Source organism: Kosakonia beeri (genome assembly GCF_054165705.1).
Genome location: NZ_CM135106.1, coordinates 4,073,994 through 4,093,649, shown reverse-complemented (window position 1 = coordinate 4,093,649; position 19,656 = coordinate 4,073,994). Strand labels below are relative to the sequence as shown.

At 54.5% G+C, this 19,656-nt stretch carries 17 protein-coding genes; all 17 read left to right on the top strand.

What is annotated here, in order from left to right; genetic code table 11:
* Positions 1-43: 43 nt before the first annotated feature.
* The gene (cra, locus tag ACUY4S_RS19355; protein ID WP_312687253.1) at positions 44-1,048 is read left to right on the top strand and encodes a catabolite repressor/activator; all 1,005 of its coding nucleotides are present in this window, start codon (positions 44-46) and stop codon (positions 1,046-1,048) included.
* A 621-nt stretch (positions 1,049-1,669) separates the two neighbouring features.
* Complete coding sequence (gene mraZ, locus ACUY4S_RS19350) at positions 1,670-2,128, top strand: division/cell wall cluster transcriptional repressor MraZ (protein WP_312687255.1); 459 nt, start codon at positions 1,670-1,672, stop codon at positions 2,126-2,128.
* 2 nt (positions 2,129-2,130) lie between these two features.
* On the top strand, positions 2,131-3,072 hold the full coding sequence (rsmH, locus tag ACUY4S_RS19345) for a 16S rRNA (cytosine(1402)-N(4))-methyltransferase RsmH (protein WP_458021811.1): 942 nt from the start codon (positions 2,131-2,133) through the stop codon (positions 3,070-3,072).
* Positions 3,069-3,434: a cell division protein FtsL gene (gene ftsL / locus ACUY4S_RS19340; protein WP_312687260.1), complete on the top strand. Its 366-nt coding sequence runs from the start codon at positions 3,069-3,071 to the stop codon at positions 3,432-3,434. The genes rsmH and ftsL overlap by 4 nt, the downstream gene beginning before the upstream one ends.
* 25 nt (positions 3,435-3,459) lie before the next feature.
* Positions 3,460-5,226 carry a peptidoglycan DD-transpeptidase PBP3 gene (ftsI, locus tag ACUY4S_RS19335; protein WP_312687262.1) on the top strand — a complete coding sequence of 589 codons (1,767 nt, stop codon included), beginning with the start codon at positions 3,460-3,462 and terminating at the stop codon, positions 5,224-5,226.
* A complete protein-coding gene (gene murE / locus ACUY4S_RS19330) occupies positions 5,213-6,700 on the top strand; it encodes a UDP-N-acetylmuramoyl-L-alanyl-D-glutamate--2,6-diaminopimelate ligase (RefSeq protein ID WP_312687266.1) in 1,488 nt (495 codons plus the stop codon). Before ftsI ends, murE begins: the two co-directional genes overlap by 14 nt.
* A complete protein-coding gene (murF, locus tag ACUY4S_RS19325) occupies positions 6,697-8,055 on the top strand; it encodes a UDP-N-acetylmuramoyl-tripeptide--D-alanyl-D-alanine ligase (protein ID WP_458021812.1) in 1,359 nt (452 codons plus the stop codon). The genes murE and murF overlap by 4 nt, the downstream gene beginning before the upstream one ends.
* Positions 8,049-9,131: a phospho-N-acetylmuramoyl-pentapeptide-transferase gene (gene mraY / locus ACUY4S_RS19320; protein ID WP_312687270.1), complete on the top strand. Its 1,083-nt coding sequence runs from the start codon at positions 8,049-8,051 to the stop codon at positions 9,129-9,131. Before murF ends, mraY begins: the two co-directional genes overlap by 7 nt.
* 2 nt (positions 9,132-9,133) lie before the next feature.
* Positions 9,134-10,450, top strand: coding sequence for a UDP-N-acetylmuramoyl-L-alanine--D-glutamate ligase (gene murD, locus ACUY4S_RS19315; protein ID WP_458021813.1), 1,317 nt, complete (start codon positions 9,134-9,136; stop codon positions 10,448-10,450).
* Entirely contained in the window at positions 10,450-11,694 is a 1,245-nt protein-coding gene (gene ftsW / locus ACUY4S_RS19310; RefSeq protein ID WP_312687274.1) for a cell division protein FtsW, read from the top strand. Before murD ends, ftsW begins: the two co-directional genes overlap by 1 nt.
* Complete coding sequence (murG, locus tag ACUY4S_RS19305) at positions 11,691-12,758, top strand: undecaprenyldiphospho-muramoylpentapeptide beta-N-acetylglucosaminyltransferase (protein WP_458021814.1); 1,068 nt, start codon at positions 11,691-11,693, stop codon at positions 12,756-12,758. The genes ftsW and murG overlap by 4 nt, the downstream gene beginning before the upstream one ends.
* A gap of 57 nt (positions 12,759-12,815) precedes the next feature.
* The gene (gene murC / locus ACUY4S_RS19300) at positions 12,816-14,288 is read left to right on the top strand and encodes a UDP-N-acetylmuramate--L-alanine ligase (protein WP_312687277.1); all 1,473 of its coding nucleotides are present in this window, start codon (positions 12,816-12,818) and stop codon (positions 14,286-14,288) included.
* A complete protein-coding gene (locus ACUY4S_RS19295; RefSeq protein ID WP_458021815.1) occupies positions 14,281-15,201 on the top strand; it encodes a D-alanine--D-alanine ligase in 921 nt (306 codons plus the stop codon). Before murC ends, ACUY4S_RS19295 begins: the two co-directional genes overlap by 8 nt.
* A gap of 1 nt (position 15,202) precedes the next feature.
* Positions 15,203-16,054 carry a cell division protein FtsQ gene (ftsQ, locus tag ACUY4S_RS19290; RefSeq protein WP_458021816.1) on the top strand — a complete coding sequence of 284 codons (852 nt, stop codon included), beginning with the start codon at positions 15,203-15,205 and terminating at the stop codon, positions 16,052-16,054.
* Entirely contained in the window at positions 16,051-17,307 is a 1,257-nt protein-coding gene (gene ftsA, locus ACUY4S_RS19285; protein ID WP_312687283.1) for a cell division protein FtsA, read from the top strand. The genes ftsQ and ftsA overlap by 4 nt, the downstream gene beginning before the upstream one ends.
* Positions 17,308-17,424: 117 nt before the next feature.
* Entirely contained in the window at positions 17,425-18,573 is a 1,149-nt protein-coding gene (gene ftsZ, locus ACUY4S_RS19280) for a cell division protein FtsZ (protein WP_312687285.1), read from the top strand.
* 100 nt (positions 18,574-18,673) lie between these two features.
* Positions 18,674-19,591 (top strand): UDP-3-O-acyl-N-acetylglucosamine deacetylase, encoded by a 918-nt coding sequence (lpxC, locus tag ACUY4S_RS19275; protein ID WP_263098053.1) that lies wholly within the window; start codon positions 18,674-18,676, stop codon positions 19,589-19,591.
* Positions 19,592-19,656 lie beyond the last annotated feature (65 nt).

The window sequence follows — 19,656 nt, the reverse complement described above, 5'->3', positions numbered from 1 at the left end:
ATCCCTAAAAAGGTTATGGAGTACATCATTTTGAGGGGCAATTGTGAAACTGGATGAAATCGCCCGGTTAGCCGGCGTCTCACGTACCACGGCAAGCTACGTCATTAATGGTAAGGCGAAGCAATATCGTGTCAGCGACAAAACCGTTGAGAAAGTCATGGCTGTCGTTCGTGAGCATAACTACCACCCGAATGCGGTAGCGGCTGGGCTGCGAGCAGGACGTACTCGCTCTATTGGGCTGGTTATCCCCGACCTTGAAAATACAAGCTATACACGCATTGCCAACTATCTCGAACGGCAAGCGCGTCAGCGCGGCTACCAGTTGCTTATTGCCTGTTCAGAAGATCAACCTGATAACGAAATGCGCTGTATCGAGCATCTCCTGCAGCGCCAGGTGGATGCAATTATCGTTTCGACGTCTCTTCCGCCTGAGCATCCGTTTTACCAGCGCTGGGCGAATGATTCTTTCCCGATTGTCGCGCTGGATCGCGCACTGGATCGCGAACATTTCACCAGCGTTGTTGGTGCCGATCAGGATGATTCAGAGATGCTGGCGCAGGAGCTGCGTAAATTCCCGGCGGAACGCGTGCTTTATATGGGGGCGCTTCCGGAGTTGTCGGTCAGCTTCTTGCGAGAGCAAGGCTTCCGCACTGCCTGGAAAGATGACCCGCGCGAGGTGCAATTCCTCTATGCGAACAGTTACGAGCGGGAAGCTGCCGCGCAATTATTTGATAAATGGCTGGAAACCAACTCAATGCCACAGGCGTTGTTTATCACCTCTTTTGCGTTATTGCAGGGTGTGCTGGACGTTACGCTACGCCGGGACGGTAAACTGCCGTCCGATTTAGCGATTGCAACCTTCGGCGATCACGAACTGCTCGATTTTTTGCAATGCCCGGTGCTTGCAGTGGCGCAGCGTCACCGCGACGTCGCTGAGCGGGTGCTGGAGATCGTGCTTGCAAGCCTCGATGAGCCGCGTAAACCCAAAGCCGGTTTGAGCCGTATCCGCAGGAATCTTTACCGCCGCGGGATATTGAGCCGCGTTTAACTGTTAAGATTAAAGGCAGCGCAAGCTGCCTTTTTAGTTCTCTCTGATGTTTTTAATCCATTTATTGCCTTTCACCTTCCTAAGATAAATCCTTATTTTTTCTTAGGTCACTTTTTATTTATTCTGGGCGTTTCTTTAAAAACAATTTTTAAAGGTTATTGAGAAGTAACTGAACATGACTTCTGTATTAAATTGTTACATCTAAAAAGCACCGTAATTGCTGAATTAACAACCGCTTTCCCTTAAGGCGAGTAAACACAGTGCACATGCCGCCATGCAAAGTGCTAACGGACGCAACTGGCACTGTTCAGTGGGCTAAATATGGCTTAAAATGCCGCCCGCGTCGCAAACTGACACTTTATATTTCGCGCGCAGAAATTGAATGGTTGTAAACGCCGGTGCGCATATTCTATTTATTTTCTTGCAAATATTCATGACGTTAATTTGCCTCGTAAGCTGAGCAGTAATTCACCAACGCAGATATTCATTGCGAATAAGGGATCTTTTGCTCTGGTTAGCCTTTTCGCTAGCTTGACAAGCTTTTCCTCCGCTCCGTAAACTCCCTTGGTGGGGATTTGTGGGATAAAGTGGTGAAAAAGGTCACCTGGGGGTGAATCGGACATGTTCCGTGGCGCGACGTTAGTCAATCTCGACAGCAAAGGGCGGTTATCCGTCCCTACCCGGTATCGGGATTTGCTACAAGAGAATGCCTCCGGTCAAATGGTATGCACCATTGACATCCGTCACTCATGCCTGCTGCTTTACCCCCTGCCCGAATGGGAAATTATCGAGCAAAAATTGTCGCGTCTGTCGAGCATGAACCCGCTTGAGCGACGCGTGCAACGTTTATTGCTAGGTCATGCCAGCGAGTGCCAGATGGATAGCGCCGGGCGTCTATTGATCGCGCCTGTTTTACGGCAACACGCCGGGCTGACCAAAGAAGTGATGCTGGTCGGGCAGTTCAATAAATTTGAGCTGTGGGACGAAACGACCTGGTATCAACAGGTCAGGGAAGATATCGACGCTGAGCAATCAGGTTCTGAAGCGCTTTCGGATCGATTGCAGGATTTGTCTCTGTAAATATGATGGAAAATTTTAAACACACGACGGTGCTGCTGGATGAGGCCGTTAATGGCCTGAACATTCGTCCGGATGGCATTTACATCGATGGCACTTTTGGTCGCGGTGGTCACTCACGCCTGATCCTCTCCCAACTGGGAGCGGAAGGACGCTTGCTGGCGATCGATCGCGATCCGCAGGCAATTGCCGTAGCACAGACCATTGATGATCCCCGCTTCTCCATCATTCATGGGCCCTTTTCTGCGCTTGCTGATTATGTCAGCGAGCGCGAACTTAATGGCAAGATCGACGGAATTCTTCTCGATCTTGGTGTCTCTTCGCCGCAACTTGACGATCCTGAACGCGGTTTCTCTTTTATGCGCGATGGCCCGCTGGACATGCGTATGGATCCGACACGCGGTCAGTCTGCCGCCGAATGGCTGCAAACCGCAGAAGAAGCCGATATTGCCTGGGTGTTGAAAACCTTTGGCGAAGAGCGTTTCGCAAAACGTATCGCTCGCGCGATTGTAGAGCGTAATCGTGTTGAGCCAATGACCCGCACGAAAGAGTTGGCAGAAGTTGTCGCGGCAGCTACGCCGGTGAAAGACAAATTCAAACATCCTGCGACCCGTACCTTCCAGGCGGTGCGCATTTGGGTGAACAGTGAACTGGAAGAGATCGAGCTGGCGCTAAAAAACTCGCTCGGTGTGCTTGCCCCTGGTGGGCGGCTCTCGATTATCAGCTTCCACTCGCTGGAAGATCGGATTGTTAAACGCTTTATGCGGGAACAAAGCCGTGGCCCTCAGGTTCCTGCCGGGCTACCGATGACCGAAGAGCAGCTCAGTAAACTGGGTGGCCGCCAACTGCGAGCTTTAGGAAAGTTGATGCCGGGCGAAGAAGAAGTGGCTGAAAACCCACGTGCCCGTAGTTCAGTTCTGCGTATCGCAGAGAGGACGAACGCATGATCAGCAGAGTGACAGAGACCCTGAGCAAAGTGAAGGGATCGTTAGGAAGCAACGAGCGCCATGCTTTGCCTGGCGTGATCGGCGACGATCTTTTGCGATTTGGGAAACTGCCACTCTGTCTGTTCATTTGCATCATCATGACGGCGGTAACGGTGGTCACTACCGCACACCACACTCGCTTACTCACCGCGCAGCGTGAACAAATGGTGCTTGAGCGTGATGCGCTGGATATCGAATGGCGCAACCTGATCCTGGAAGAGAACGCGCTCGGCGATCACAGCCGTGTTGAACGGATCGCGACGGATAAACTGCAAATGCAGCATGTCGATCCCTCTCAGGAAAACATTGTCGTGCAGAAATAAAGATGAATAAGGAATCACGCAACGCATGAAAGCAGCGGCGAAGACGCTTAAACCGAAACGCCAGGAAGAACAGGCCAACTTTATAAGTTGGCGTTTTGCGTTGCTTTGCGGTTGCATTTTACTTGCGCTCGGGTTCCTGCTCGGGCGCGTTGCGTATTTGCAGATCGTCAATCCGGAGATGTTGGTGCGTGAAGGAGACATGCGTTCTCTGCGCGTACAAGAAGTCGCGACATCGCGGGGGATGATCACAGATCGGTCGGGCCGCCCGCTGGCGGTCAGTGTACCGGTAAAAGCTATTTGGGCGGATCCGAAAGAGTTACACGATGCGGGCGGCGTTACGCTGGATAACCGCTGGAAAGCGCTTTCCGATGCGTTGAATATGCCGCTCGACCAGCTTGCGGCACGTATTAACGCAAACCCGAAAATGCGCTTTATCTACCTTGCGCGTCAGGTTAACCCGGATCTGGGCGACTACATTAAAAAACTCAAGTTGCCAGGTATTCACCTGCGGGAAGAGTCACGTCGCTACTATCCTTCCGGGGAAGTGACCGCTCACCTCATTGGTTTCACCAATGTCGATGGCCAGGGCATTGAAGGGGTTGAAAAAAGCTTTGATAAATGGCTTACCGGTCAACCCGGCGAGCGCATTGTGCGTAAAGATCGCTATGGTCGGGTCATTGAAGATATCTCCTCTACTGACAGCCAGGCTGCGCATAACCTGGCGCTGAGCATTGATGAACGTCTGCAGGCGCTGGTCTACCGTGAGCTGAACAATGCTGTGGCGTTTAACAAAGCCGAATCCGGCAGTGCGGTACTGGTGGATGTAAATACTGGCGAAGTGTTGGCGATGGCTAACAGCCCCTCCTACAACCCGAACAACTTTACCGGTACGGCGCAGGACGCGATGCGCAACCGCGCTATTACCGATGTTTTCGAACCGGGTTCTACAGTTAAACCGATGGTAGTGATGACCGCCCTGCAACGTGGTGTCGTGAATCCGAATACCGTATTAAACACCGTACCTTACCGTATTAACGGCCACGAAATTAAGGACGTGGCGCGATACAGCGAATTGACCCTTACCGGTGTGCTACAGAAGTCGAGTAACGTCGGCGTTTCCAAGCTGGCGTTAGCGATGCCCTCCTCAGCGTTAGTAGATACTTACTCACGTTTTGGATTGGGAAAAACGACCAATTTGGGGATGGTCGGGGAACGCAGTGGCTTATTTCCTCAAAAACAACGGTGGTCTGACATAGAGAGGGCCACCTTCTCTTTCGGCTACGGGCTAATGGTAACGCCGTTACAGTTAGCGCGAGTCTATGCAACCATTGGCAGCTATGGCATTTATCGCCCGCTGTCGATAACCAAAGTTGATCCGCCCGTGCCTGGCGAACGCGTTTTTGCGGAGCCGATTGTCCGTACTGTGGTGCATATGATGGAGAGCGTCGCGCTGCCTGGCGGCGGCGGCGTAAAAGCAGCCATCAAAGGCTATCGCATTGCGATTAAAACCGGTACAGCGAAAAAAGTCGGGCCTGACGGTCGTTATATCAACAAATACATTGCTTACACCGCTGGCGTCGCGCCTGCCAGCCGCCCGCGCTTTGCGCTGGTGGTGGTTATCAACGATCCGCAAGCGGGTAAATACTACGGTGGCGCTGTGTCCGCGCCGGTCTTCGGTGCCATCATGGGCGGCGTTCTGCGTACCATGAACATTGAGCCGGATGCGCTGACCACAGGCGAGAAAAGTGAGTTTGTAATTAATCAAGGCGAGGGAACAGGTGGCAGATCGTAATTTGCGCGACCTTCTCGCTCCGTGGGTGCCTGGCGCGCCGGAGCGAACACTGCGGGAAATGATACTCGATAGCCGTGTGGCTGCATCGGGCGATCTCTTTGTGGCGGTGGTCGGTCATCAGGCGGACGGGCGTCGATATATCCCGCAGGCGATTGCGCAAGGTGTTGCTGCCATTATTGCTGAAGCGAAAGACGAAGCAAATGACGGTGAAATTCGTGAAATGCATGGTGTTCCGGTCATTTATCTCAGCCAGTTAACTGAGCGCCTCTCCGCGCTGGCAGGCCGTTTTTATAACGAACCTTCTGAGCAACTGCGCCTGATTGGCGTTACCGGCACCAACGGTAAAACCACCACCACCCAATTGCTGGCGCAGTGGAGCCAGTTGCTGGGCGAAACCAGTGCGGTGATGGGCACGGTAGGAAACGGGTTGCTGGGCAAAGTCACCCCAACGGAAAATACCACTGGCTCGGCGGTGGATGTGCAGCATGTGATTGCCGGACTGGCAGAACAGGGCGCGACCTTCACAGCAATGGAAGTTTCCTCCCATGGTCTGGTGCAGCATCGTGTTGCGGCGTTGAAGTTTGCTGCTTCGGTATTCACCAATCTCAGCCGCGATCATCTGGATTATCACGGTGACATGGCCAACTACGAAGCGGCGAAGTGGCTACTGTTCTCCGCGCATCACTACGGCCAGGCAATTATTAACGCCGATGATGAAGTGGGGCGCCGTTGGCTGGCGAAGTTGCCGGATGCGGTTGCGGTATCAATGGAAGACCATATCAATCCTGATTGCCATGGTCGCTGGTTGAAAACCATCGCTGTCGATTACCACGACAGTGGCGCGACTATCCGTTTTAGCTCCAGTTGGGGTGAAGGCGAAATTGAAAGTCGCCTGATGGGGGCATTTAACGTCAGCAACCTGTTACTGGCGCTGGCGACGCTGCTGGCGCTGGGCTACCCGTTGCAGGAGCTGCTTAAGACGGCATCACGTCTGCAACCTGTATGCGGCCGTATGGAAGTGTTCAGCGCGCCGGGTAAACCCACGGTGGTGGTGGATTATGCTCATACACCAGATGCACTGGAAAAAGCCTTGCAGGCCGCACGCCTGCACTGCACAGGCAAATTGTGGTGCGTTTTTGGCTGCGGTGGCGATCGCGACAAAGGCAAACGCCCGCTGATGGGGGCAATTGCTGAACAGTTTTCGGATATGCCCGTTGTGACGGATGACAACCCGCGAACAGAAGAGCCGCGCGCCATCATTAATGACATTCTGGCCGGAATGCTGGACGCTGGCCGGGCGCACGTGGTGGAAGGCCGCGCGGAAGCCGTAACCAACGCCATTATGCAGGCGAAAGAGAACGATGTGGTTCTGCTGGCTGGTAAAGGCCATGAAGATTATCAGATAGTCGGCACCCGCCGTCTGGATTATTCAGACCGCGTAACGGCGGCACGTTTGCTGGGAGTCGTGGCATGATTAGCGTAACGCTCAGCCAACTCACCGGCATTCTGCCGGGAGAATTACACGGTCATGACATCACTATCGATGCGGTGACCAGTGATACCCGAAAACTGACGCCGGGCTGCTTGTTTGTGGCCCTGAAAGGCGAACGCTTTGATGCGCATGATTTTGCTGACAAAGCGAAAGCAGGCGGCGCAGGCGCGCTGCTGGTCAACCGCAAGCTGGATATCGATCTGCCGCAACTGGTCGTGAAAGATACCCGCCAGGCGTTTGGTCAACTGGCCGCATGGGTCCGCCAGCAGGTTCCCGCACGTGTCGTTGCCCTGACGGGGTCATCTGGCAAAACCTCGGTGAAAGAGATGACGGCAGCCATTCTCAGCGAATGCGGCAACACCCTCTATACCGCAGGCAATCTGAATAATGATATCGGCGTGCCGATGACCCTGCTGCGTCTGACCAGAGAGCATCAATACGCCGTAATTGAACTGGGCGCTAACCACCAGGGCGAAATTGCCTGGACGGTTGGGTTGACTTGCCCGGAAGCCGCGCTGGTAAATAACCTGGCAGCAGCACACCTGGAAGGTTTTGGTTCACTGGCGGGTGTGGCGAAAGCAAAAGGTGAGATCTACACCGGCCTGCCCGAGAACGGCATTGCCATTCTGAACGCCGACAATAACGACTGGCTGAACTGGCAGAGCATTATTGGCGATCGCAAAGTGTGGCGCTTCTCGCCGAACGCAGCAAACAGCGATTTTACGGCTATCAATATTCACGTCACCTCTCATGGCACCGATTTCACGCTGCAAACGCCGGCGGGCAACATGGATGTCACTCTGCCATTACCAGGACGGCACAACATTGCCAATGCGCTGGCGGCAACGGCGTTGGCAATGGCGGTGGATGCCAGTCTTGATGCAGTGAAAAAAGGGTTGGCGAATCTGAAAGCCGTACCCGGCCGCCTGTTCCCGGTGAGGCTGGCTGAAAACCAGCTACTTCTGGATGACACCTATAACGCCAATGTCGGTTCAATGACGGCTGCGGCTCATGTTCTGGCAGAAATGCCGGGCTACCGGGTGATGGTGGTTGGCGATATGGCAGAACTCGGCGATGAAAGCGAAGCCTGTCATATTCAGGTTGGCGAAGCGGCAAAAGCCGTGGGGATCGACAAGGTACTGAGTGTTGGCGCACTGAGTAAGGCATTAAGCGACGCTAGCGGCGTCGGCGAGCATTTTAACGATAAAGCGGCAGTGGCGGCGCGCTTAAAAGCGCTGATTGCTGAACAGCAAATTATTACCATTTTAGTGAAAGGTTCACGTAGTTCCGCCATGGAAGAGGTGGTACGCGAATTACAGGAGAACGGGACATGTTAGTGTGGCTGGCCGAACATTTGGTCAAATATTATTCGGGCTTTAACGTCTTTTCCTATTTGACGTTTCGCGCCATTGTCAGCCTGCTGACCGCACTCTTCATCTCGTTGTGGATGGGGCCGCGTATGATTGCTCGCCTGCAAAAGCTCTCTTTCGGGCAGGTCGTGCGTAACGATGGCCCGGAATCACACTTCAGTAAACGCGGTACGCCCACGATGGGCGGCATCATGATCCTGACAGCGATCGTTGTGTCTGTGCTGCTTTGGGCTTACCCGTCCAACCCGTACGTCTGGTGCGTGCTGGTGGTGCTGGTGGGTTACGGTGCCATTGGCTTTGTTGATGACTATCGCAAAGTGGTACGCAAAGATACCAAGGGGCTTATCGCGCGCTGGAAGTATTTCTGGATGTCGGTGATTGCCCTGGGCGTTGCCTTTGCGCTGTACCTCGCAGGTAAAGATACCCCGGCCACCGAACTGGTGGTGCCTTTCTTTAAAGATGTGATGCCGCAACTGGGCTTGCTCTACATCGCGCTGGCGTATTTTGTCATTGTCGGCACGGGCAATGCGGTGAACCTGACGGATGGTCTTGATGGCCTGGCGATTATGCCGACCGTATTTGTGGCGGGCGGTTTTGCGCTGGTCGCCTGGGCGACCGGGAACATGAATTTTGCGAATTACCTGCATATTCCTTATCTCCGCCACGCGGGGGAGCTGGTGATCGTGTGCACGGCGATTGTCGGCGCGGGGCTCGGCTTCTTATGGTTCAACACCTATCCGGCTCAGGTCTTTATGGGGGATGTTGGCTCGCTGGCCTTGGGCGGCGCACTGGGTATTATCGCCGTGCTGCTGCGTCAGGAGTTCCTGCTGGTGATCATGGGCGGGGTCTTCGTGGTGGAAACACTGTCGGTGATTTTGCAGGTTGGGTCGTTCAAGCTGCGCGGTCAGCGCATTTTCCGTATGGCGCCGATCCACCACCACTATGAACTGAAAGGCTGGCCGGAGCCGCGCGTGATCGTGCGTTTCTGGATTATTTCGCTGATGCTGGTGCTGATTGGCCTGGCAACGCTGAAGGTACGTTAATCATGGCAGATTACCAGGGTAAAAAAGTCGTCATTATCGGTTTAGGCCTGACGGGCCTTTCCTGCGTGGACTTTTTCCTCGCGCGCGGTGTGATGCCACGTGTTATGGACACGCGCATTTCACCGCCGGGGCTGGATAAGCTGCCGGAAGAGGTGGAACGCCATCTTGGTACTCTTAACGATGACTGGCTTCTGGCGGCGGATCTGATTGTCGCAAGCCCGGGCATCGCCCTGGCGCATCCTTCTTTGAGCGCGGCGGCGGACGCGGGCGTCGAAATTGTTGGCGATATTGAACTGTTCTGCCGTGAAGCGCAGGCACCCATTATTGCGATCACCGGTTCGAACGGCAAAAGCACCGTCACCAAACTGGTAGGCGAGATGGCCGAAGCGGGCGGGGTAAACGTTGGCGTGGGCGGTAATATCGGTCTGCCTGCATTAATGCTACTCGACGAAGCCCGCGAACTGTATGTATTGGAACTGTCCAGCTTCCAACTGGAAACCACTTCCAGTCTGCAGGCCGTGGCGGCAACCATTCTGAACGTCACTGAAGATCATATGGATCGTTATCCGTTTGGTCTGCAGCAGTACCGCGCCGCGAAACTGCGTATCTACGAAAGCGCGAAAGTGTGCGTGGTCAATGCTGATGATGCGCTCACGATGCCGGTTCGCGGGGCGGATGAACGTTGCGTCAGTTTTGGCGTCGATGTCGGCGACTATCACCTTAACCGCCAGCAGGGCGAGATCTGGCTGCGGGTGAAAGGTGAAAAGGTATTGAATGTTAAAGAGATGAAACTGACCGGCCAGCATAACTATACCAACGCCCTGGCGGCGCTGGCGCTGGCGGATGCCGCGGGTTTACCGCGCGCAAGCAGTCTGAAAGCACTGACAACCTTCACCGGGCTGGCGCATCGCTTCCAGCTGGCGCTGGATCATAACGGCGTGCGTTGGATCAACGACTCCAAAGCGACCAATGTCGGGAGTACAGAAGCGGCGCTGAACGGTCTGCACGTTGACGGGACGTTACACCTGCTCCTGGGGGGCGATGGGAAGTCTGCGGATTTCTCTCCCTTGAAACGTTATCTCGGCGGCGAGCGCGTGCGTCTGTACTGCTTTGGCCGTGATGGGGCGGAACTGGCGGCACTGCGTCCGGAAATTGCCGAACAATTCGAGACCATGGACCAGGCCATGCGCCAGATTGCCACGCGCATACAGTCGGGTGATATGGTATTGCTCTCTCCCGCCTGCGCAAGCCTCGATCAGTTTAAAAACTTTGAACAGCGGGGTGATGTCTTTACCCGCCTGGCGCAGGAGTTAGGTTGATGCGTTTAACTCTCCCTCGCCCGAAAATGCCGCACTTGCCAGGATTTGGTGTCCTGGCGTGGCTGTTTGCGGCATTAAAAGGCTGGGTGATGGGCTCCAGAGAGAAAGATACCAACAGCCTGGTCATGTACGACCGCACATTACTGTGGTTGACGCTGGGCCTGGCGGCGATTGGCTTCATTATGGTGACCTCGGCGTCAATGCCGGTCGGTCAACGTCTGACGAACGATCCCTTTTTCTTTGCCAAGCGCCATGCGTTGTACCTGTTCCTGGCGTTTTGCTCGGCGATGATCACGCTGCGTATGCCTATGGAATTCTGGCAAAAATACAGCTCCGTCATGTTGATCACCGCGATCATCATGCTGTTAGTGGTACTGGTTGTCGGTAGTTCGATCAATGGGGCATCACGTTGGATCGACCTTGGAGTGATGCGTTTCCAGCCGGCGGAATTTACCAAGCTGTCGCTGTTTTGCTACCTGGCTAACTACCTGGTGCGCAAGGTTGATGAGGTACGCAATAACTTGCGCGGCTTCCTCAAACCGATGGGGGTGATCCTGGTGCTGGCGGTGCTGCTGCTGGCGCAGCCGGACCTTGGTACGGTGGTGGTGCTGTTTATTACCACGCTGGCCATGCTGTTCCTGGCGGGGGCGAAACTGTGGCAATTCATCGCCATTATCGGCACCGGTATTGCAGCCGTGGTGCTGTTAATCCTGGCTGAGCCCTACCGTATTCGCCGTGTAACGTCCTTCTGGAACCCATGGGAAGATCCTTTTGGTAGCGGTTACCAGCTTACCCAGTCGTTAATGGCATTTGGCCGCGGCGAGTTGTGGGGGCAAGGGCTGGGTAACTCGATACAGAAACTGGAGTATCTGCCGGAAGCACACACCGACTTTATCTTCTCCATTATCGGGGAAGAACTCGGTTATATCGGTGTGGTATTAGCACTTTTAATGGTATTCTTCGTCGCTTTCCGCGCCATGTCCATTGGGCGTAAAGCGCTGGAAATCGACCAACGTTTTTCCGGTTTCCTCGCCTGTTCAATTGGCATCTGGTTTAGCTTCCAGGCACTGGTAAACGTAGGTGCAGCTGCGGGCATGCTGCCAACCAAAGGGCTGACGCTGCCATTGATCAGTTACGGCGGCTCCAGCTTATTAATTATGTCGATGGCGATTACGCTGTTGCTACGAATAGATTATGAAACGCGTCTGGAAAAAGCCCAGGCGTTTACACGGGGTTTGCGATGAGTGGTCAACCAAAGCGGTTAATGGTGATGGCAGGCGGTACCGGCGGACATGTATTCCCCGGACTGGCTGTTGCGCACCATTTGATGGATCAGGGCTGGCAAGTGCGCTGGCTCGGAACCGCCGATCGCATGGAAGCCGACCTGGTGCCGAAACACGGTATTGAGATCGATTTTATTCGCATCTCTGGCCTGCGTGGCAAGGGGATCAAGGCGCAACTGTTGGCACCGGTGCGCATTTTTAACGCCTGGCGCCAGGCGCGAGCGATTATGCAGCGCTTTAAACCGGATGTGGTGCTGGGAATGGGCGGTTATGTTTCTGGCCCTGGCGGCCTTGCGGCGTGGTCGCTTGGCATTCCGGTGGTTTTGCATGAGCAAAATGGTATCGCCGGCTTGACCAATAAATGGCTGGCAAAAATTGCCACTACTGTGATGCAGGCTTTTCCCGGCGCATTCCCGAAAGCGGAAGTAGTGGGCAACCCGGTGCGGGTGGATGTGCTGGCGCTGCCTTTGCCACAACAACGCTTACCCGGTCGCGATGGCCCGGTGCGCGTGCTGGTTGTTGGCGGCTCACAAGGGGCACGTGTACTAAACCAGACCATGCCGCAGGTGGCGGCCAAACTGGGCGCGTCGGTAACCATCTGGCATCAGAGCGGTAAGGGCGCGCAGCAGGAAGTGGAACAGGCTTACGCGGCTAGTGGTGAGACTCACCATAAAGTTACTGAGTTTATTGACGATATGGCACAAGCCTATGCGTGGGCGGATGTGGTTGTTTGCCGCTCCGGCGCGTTGACGGTCAGTGAAATCGCTGCCGCGGGTTTACCGGCGTTGTTCGTGCCTTTCCAGCATAAAGATCGGCAGCAGTACTGGAATGCGCTGCCGTTGGAAAAGGCGGGCGCAGCAAAGATCCTGGAGCAGCCACAGTTTACTGCTGACGCAGTGGCAACGGTGCTGGCGGGCTGGGATCGTGAAGCATTACTGGATATGGCGGAACGCGCGCGCGCGGCGGCCATTCCCGATGCCACCGAACGGGTGGCGCATGAAGTGAGCCTGGCAGCTCAGGCATAAATACTGGCGACGCCTGTTGCGTCGCGCGAAATTGAAGTACTCGATGGCGTTTAGAGAATGAATACACAAGAACTGGCGAAACTGCGTTCAATCGTGCCCGAGATGCGTCGCGTCCGGCACATTCACTTCGTTGGCATTGGCGGTGCCGGCATGGGCGGTATTGCCGAAGTCCTGGCCAACGAAGGCTACCAGATCAGCGGTTCCGATCTGGCGCCGAACCCGGTTACGCAGCAATTGACGTCGCTTGGCGCCACGATTTATTTCAACCATCGCCCGGAAAATGTAAGCGATGCCAGTGTTGTCGTGGTCTCCAGCGCGATCTCTGCCGATAATCCGGAGATTGTCGCGGCGCATGAGGCGCGTATCCCGGTGATCCGCCGTGCAGAAATGCTGGCCGAGTTGATGCGTTTTCGTCACGGTATCGCCATTGCCGGTACACACGGTAAAACCACCACCACTGCGATGGTGGCAAGTATTTACGCCGAAGCCGGGCTGGATCCGACCTTCGTCAATGGCGGGCTGGTTAAAGCCGCCGGCGTGCATGCGCGCCTCGGACATAGCCGCTATTTGATTGCCGAAGCCGATGAGAGCGACGCCTCTTTCCTGCATTTGCAACCGATGGTGGCCATTGTTACTAATATCGAAGCTGACCATATGGATACCTACCAGGGCGACTTCGAAAATTTAAAAACGACGTTCATCAACTTCTTGCATAACCTGCCGTTCTATGGCCGTGCGGTAATGTGCGTTGATGACCCGGTGATCCGCGAGTTACTGCCGCGTGTCGGCCGCCAGACGACAACCTACGGCTTTAGCGATGATGCCGATGTGCGGGTAGAAAACTACCGCCAGATTGGGCCTCAGGGTCACTTTACGCTGGTGCGCCAGGATAAACCGGAACTGCGCGTCACGCTGAATGCGCCAGGACGCCATAACGCCCTGAATGCCGCCGCCGCAGTAGCGGTTGCCACGGAAGAAGGCATTGAAGATGAGGCTATCCTGCGTGCGCTGGAGAGCTTCCAGGGAACCGGCCGTCGTTTCGATTTCCTGGGCGAGTATCCGTTGGAAGCGGTGAACGGCAAAGCAGGTACTGCGATGCTGGTTGATGATTACGGTCACCACCCGACAGAAGTGGATGCCACCATTAAAGCGGCGCGCGCAGGCTGGCCGGATAAAAATCTGGTCATGGTGTTTCAGCCGCACCGTTACACCCGTACTCGCGATCTGTACGACGATTTTGCCAATGTACTGACACAAGTTGATGCCTTACTGATGCTGGAAGTTTACCCGGCTGGTGAAACGGCGATTCCGGGTGCGGATAGCCGTTCGTTGTGCCGCACTATCCGCAGTCGCGGCAAGATTGACCCGATTCTGGCGTCAGATCCAACGCAGGTTGCGGCGATGCTGGCACCCGTGCTGACCGGTAATGATCTGATCCTGATCCAGGGGGCAGGCAACATCGGTAAGATCGCGCGCAGCCTGGCGGAGTGTAAATTGAAGCCACAGACCGCGGAGGAGACCAATGGCTGAGAAAGTCGCGGTTCTGTTTGGCGGAACGTCTGCTGAACGCGAGGTTTCGCTCGACTCCGGCGCTGCTGTGATAAGCGGCTTGCGTGAGGGCGGGGTGGATGCGCATGGCATTGATCCGCGCGACGTAGATGTTACGCGCCTCAAAGAGATGGGCTTTAGCAAGGCGTTTATTGCTTTGCATGGTCGCGGCGGCGAAGACGGGACATTGCAAGGGTTACTGGAACTGACCGGTGTCGCCTATACCGGCAGTGGCGTAATGGCATCAGCCATCTCAATGGATAAGCTGCGTAGCAAGTTACTGTGGCAGGGCGCAGGCTTACCGGTTGCGCCTTCTGTTGGCGTGACGCGTAGCGAGTTCGAATTAGGCCTGAAAAATGATGTTATTCAGCGCATTGATGATCTGGGGTTACCCGTTATTGTCAAGCCCAGCCGTGAAGGCTCCAGCGTTGGAATGTCGAAGGTCGACAAAAATGATGATCTGCACGCTGCATTAGCGCTTGCCTTTCAACATGATGATGAAGTTCTGATCGAAAAATGGCTGAGTGGGCCTGAATTTACCGTGGCGCTGCTCGGAAATGAAATTTTACCGTCGATCCGTATTCAACCGGCGGGAATCTTCTATGATTATGAAGCAAAGTATCTCTCTGATGAGACGCAATATTTCTGCCCTTCTGGTCTGGAAGCTGAACGTGAAGCCGCATTACAGTCTCTGGTGCTGAAAGCATGGCATGTTCTTGGCTGTCGTGGTTGGGGCCGAATTGATGCGATGCTGGACAGCGATGGTCAGTTTTATTTGTTGGAAGCGAACACGTCTCCCGGCATGACGAGTCACAGCCTGGTGCCGATGGCGGCCCGGCAGGCGGGGTTGAGCTTCTCGCAACTTGTTGTACGCATTCTGGAACTGGCGGAGTGATATGTCTCAGGCTGCGCTGAACACGCGAAACCGCGAGGAGGAAGCAATCACAGCCTCCCGGCGGAATAATGGAACGCGTCTTGCAGGGATTGTGTTCCTGCTGGCGGTGCTGTGCACCGTGTTTGTTAGCGGCTGGGTGGTGTTGGGCTGGATGGATGATGCACAGCGTTTACCATTGTCGAAACTGGTGGTAACTGGCGATCGTCACTACACGCGTAACGACGATATTCGCCAGTCGATACTGGCGTTGGGCGCGCCTGGCACCTTTATGACGCAGGACGTTAACATCATTCAAAGCCAGATTGAGCGTCTGCCCTGGATTAAGCAGGCCAGCGTCAGAAAACAGTGGCCGGACGAATTGAAGATTCATCTGGTTGAATATGTGCCGATTGCGCGGTGGAATGATCAGCACATGGTTGATGTTGACGGTAATTCCTTCAGTGTGCCGGCCGAACGAACCAGTAAGCAGATTTTACCCATGCTGTACGGGCCAGAAGGCAGCGAGAGCGAAGTGTTGCAAGGCTATCGCGATATGGGGCAGGTGCTGGCAAAGGATAAGTTCACGTTGAAAGAGGCGGCTATGACCGCTCGGCGTTCATGGCAGTTAACGCTGAGTAATGACATTAAGCTCAATCTGGGCCGCGGCGATACGATGAAACGCCTGGCGCGCTTTGTGGAACTTTATCCCGTTCTGCAGCAACAAGCGCAGACCGATGGCAAAGAGATTAGCTACGTGGATTTACGCTATGACTCAGGTGCGGCGGTTGGCTGGAAAGCGGCAGCCCCTGTTCAGGAACCGAATCAGCAGCAAACACAGGCACAACAGAATCAGGCACAGGCAGAGCAACAATGATCAAGGCGACGGACAGAAAACTGGTAGTTGGACTGGAGATTGGCACCGCGAAGGTCGCCGCTTTAGTAGGGGAAGTTCTGCCCGATGGCATCGTGAATATCATTGGCGTGGGCAGTTGCCCGTCCCGCGGGATGGACAAAGGGGGCGTGAACGATTTGGAATCGGTGGTTAAGTGCGTACAGCGCGCCATCGATCAGGCCGAACTGATGGCCGATTGCCAGATCTCCTCGGTCTACCTTGCGCTGTCGGGGAAACATATTAGTTGCCAGAATGAGATTGGCATGGTGCCGATTTCCGAAGAGGAAGTCACCCAGGAAGACGTTGAGAACGTCGTGCATACCGCGAAGTCGGTGCGGGTACGTGATGAGCACCGTGTGCTGCACGTGATCCCGCAAGAGTATGCCATTGACTACCAGGAAGGGATCAAAAACCCGGTTGGGTTGTCTGGCGTGCGTATGCAGGCGAAAGTGCATCTGATTACCTGCCATAACGATATGGCGAAAAACATCGTCAAAGCGGTTGAACGATGTGGATTGAAAGTTGACCAACTTATTTTCGCCGGACTGGCGTCCAGTTATTCCGTGCTGACGGAAGATGAACGTGAGTTAGGGGTCTGCGTTGTCGACGTCGGCGGTGGTACAATGGACATGGCTGTCTACACAGGCGGTGCGTTGCGCCACACCAAAGTGATCCCGTATGCGGGGAATGTGGTGACCAGTGACATCGCTTACGCCTTCGGTACGCCACCAAGCGACGCCGAAGCGATTAAAGTTCGCCATGGTTGCGCGCTGGGCTCGCTGGTCGGCAAAGACGAAAGCGTGGAAGTGCCGAGCGTGGGCGGTCGTCCGCCGCGTAGCTTGCAGCGCCAGACGCTGGCCGATGTGATTGAGCCGCGCTACACCGAGTTGCTCAATCTGGTGAACGACGAAATTTTGCAGTTGCAGGAGCAACTCCGTCAGCAAGGCGTGAAACATCATCTGGCGGCGGGGATTGTATTGACCGGTGGGGCAGCGCAAATTGAAGGCCTGGCGGCCTGCGCCCAACGCGTGTTCCATACGCAGGTGCGTATTGGTGCGCCGCTCAATATTACCGGCTTAACGGATTATGCCCAGGAGCCGTATTACTCTACGGCGGTGGGGTTGCTGCACTACGGGAAAGAAACCCATTTAAGTGGTGAAGCAGAAGTGGAAAAACGAGCGTCAGTCGGTTCGTGGTTAAAACGAATCAATAGCTGGCTGCGAAAAGAGTTTTAATTTTTTCAGAGACCGCCGAAAATTAACGGTCTCAGGCGACAGGCACATACGCCTATCCTTTTAAGATACGTCGCAAGAGGTAGCTTAAAAGAAAAAGCGTAACGACGGAGAGAGATCATGTTTGAACCAATGGAATTAACCAACGACGCGGTGATTAAAGTCATCGGCGTCGGTGGCGGCGGCGGTAACGCCGTAGAGCATATGGTGCGTGAACGCATCGAAGGGGTTGAATTCTTCGCGGTGAATACCGACGCGCAGGCGTTGCGTAAAACGGCGGTAGGTCAGACCATCCAGATCGGTGGTGGTATCACAAAAGGTCTGGGCGCTGGCGCAAACCCTGAGGTTGGCCGTAACGCAGCAGAAGAGGATCGTGAAGCCCTGCGCGCTGCGCTCGAAGGCGCTGATATGGTCTTTATCGCTGCGGGCATGGGTGGCGGTACCGGTACTGGTGCTGCGCCTGTGGTGGCTGAAGTTGCTAAAGATCTGGGTATTCTGACCGTTGCGGTGGTCACCAAGCCTTTTAACTTTGAAGGCAAGAAGCGCATGGCGTTTGCGGAGCAGGGGATTACTGAGCTGTCCAAGCATGTGGACTCGCTGATCACTATTCCGAACGACAAACTGCTGAAAGTATTAGGCCGTGGTATTTCTCTGCTGGATGCATTCGGTGCGGCAAATGACGTACTGAAAGGCGCTGTGCAGGGTATCGCTGAGCTGATTACGCGCCCGGGTCTGATGAACGTCGACTTTGCAGACGTTCGTACAGTAATGTCCGAAATGGGCTACGCAATGATGGGCTCAGGCGTTGCCAGCGGTGAAGACCGTGCTGAAGAAGCCGCAGAAATGGCGATCTCCAGCCCATTACTGGAAGATATCGACCTGTCTGGCGCGCGCGGCGTGCTGGTTAACATCACGGCTGGCTTTGACTTACGTCTGGATGAGTTCGAAACTGTAGGTAATACTATTCGTGCGTTCGCTTCTGATAACGCGACGGTGGTGATTGGTACTTCTCTCGATCCGGACATGAACGACGAACTGCGTGTTACTGTTGTTGCAACCGGTATCGGTATGGACAAACGTCCAGAAATTACGCTGGTGACCAACAAACAGGCGCAGCAGCCAGTGATGGATCGTTATCAGCAGCATGGTATGCCGCCGATGCAGCAGGAACAGAAACCGGCAAAAGTGGTCAACGACAATACGCCGCAGACCACGAAAGAACCGGACTATCTGGATATTCCTGCGTTCCTGCGTAAGCAGGCGGATTAAGAATTTGCTGGAAGTTGGGCTTCTTCGCTCTTTGTGCTAAACTGGCCCACCGATTGTGTTATACAATTTGGTTGGATTGGTAATTAGGCGAGATTATACGATGATCAAACAAAGGACTCTTAAACGTATCGTTCAGGCGACTGGCGTCGGTTTGCATACCGGCAAAAAAGTCACCCTGACGTTGCGCCCTGCGCCGGCAAATACCGGGGTCATCTATCGTCGCACTGACTTAAATCCACCGGTTGACTTTCCGGCTGATGCTAAATCTGTGCGTGATACTATGCTCTGTACTTGTCTGGTCAACGAGCATGACGTGCGGATTTCCACCGTCGAGCATCTGAATGCTGCTTTGGCGGGGCTGGGTATCGACAACATTGTTGTTGAAGTCGATGCGCCGGAAATTCCGATTATGGATGGCAGTGCTGCGCCGTTCGTTTACTTGCTGCTAGATGCAGGAATCGAAGAACTTAACAGCGCCAAAAAATTTGTGCGTATCAAAAATACCGTTCGTGTTGAAGATGGCGATAAGTGGGCAGAGTTTAAACCGCATAACGGTTTCTCTCTCGATTTTACTATCGACTTCAATCACCCGGCGATTGATGCCAGCACACAACGTTACGCGATGAACTTTTCTGCCGACGCATTTATGCGCCAGATTAGCCGTGCGCGTACCTTCGGTTTCATGCGTGATATCGAATACCTCCAGTCCCGTGGATTGTGCCTGGGCGGTAGCTTCGATTGTGCCATCGTAGTTGACGATTATCGCGTATTGAACGAAGACGGTTTACGTTTCGAAGATGAATTTGTTCGCCACAAAATGCTGGATGCTATTGGCGACTTGTTCATGTGTGGTCACAACATTATTGGTGCGTTTACCGCGTATAAATCCGGTCACGCACTGAACAACAAATTGTTGCAGGCTGTTCTGGCAAAACAGGAAGCCTGGGAATATGTGACCTTCGAAGACGAAGCCGAATTGCCGTTGGCGTTTAAAGCACCGTCTATGGTTCTGGCGTAACGCCTTAACCACAAAAGCGACTGGTTAACCTGGCACTCTCTCCGGTCAGGGAAGCCAGTCGTTTT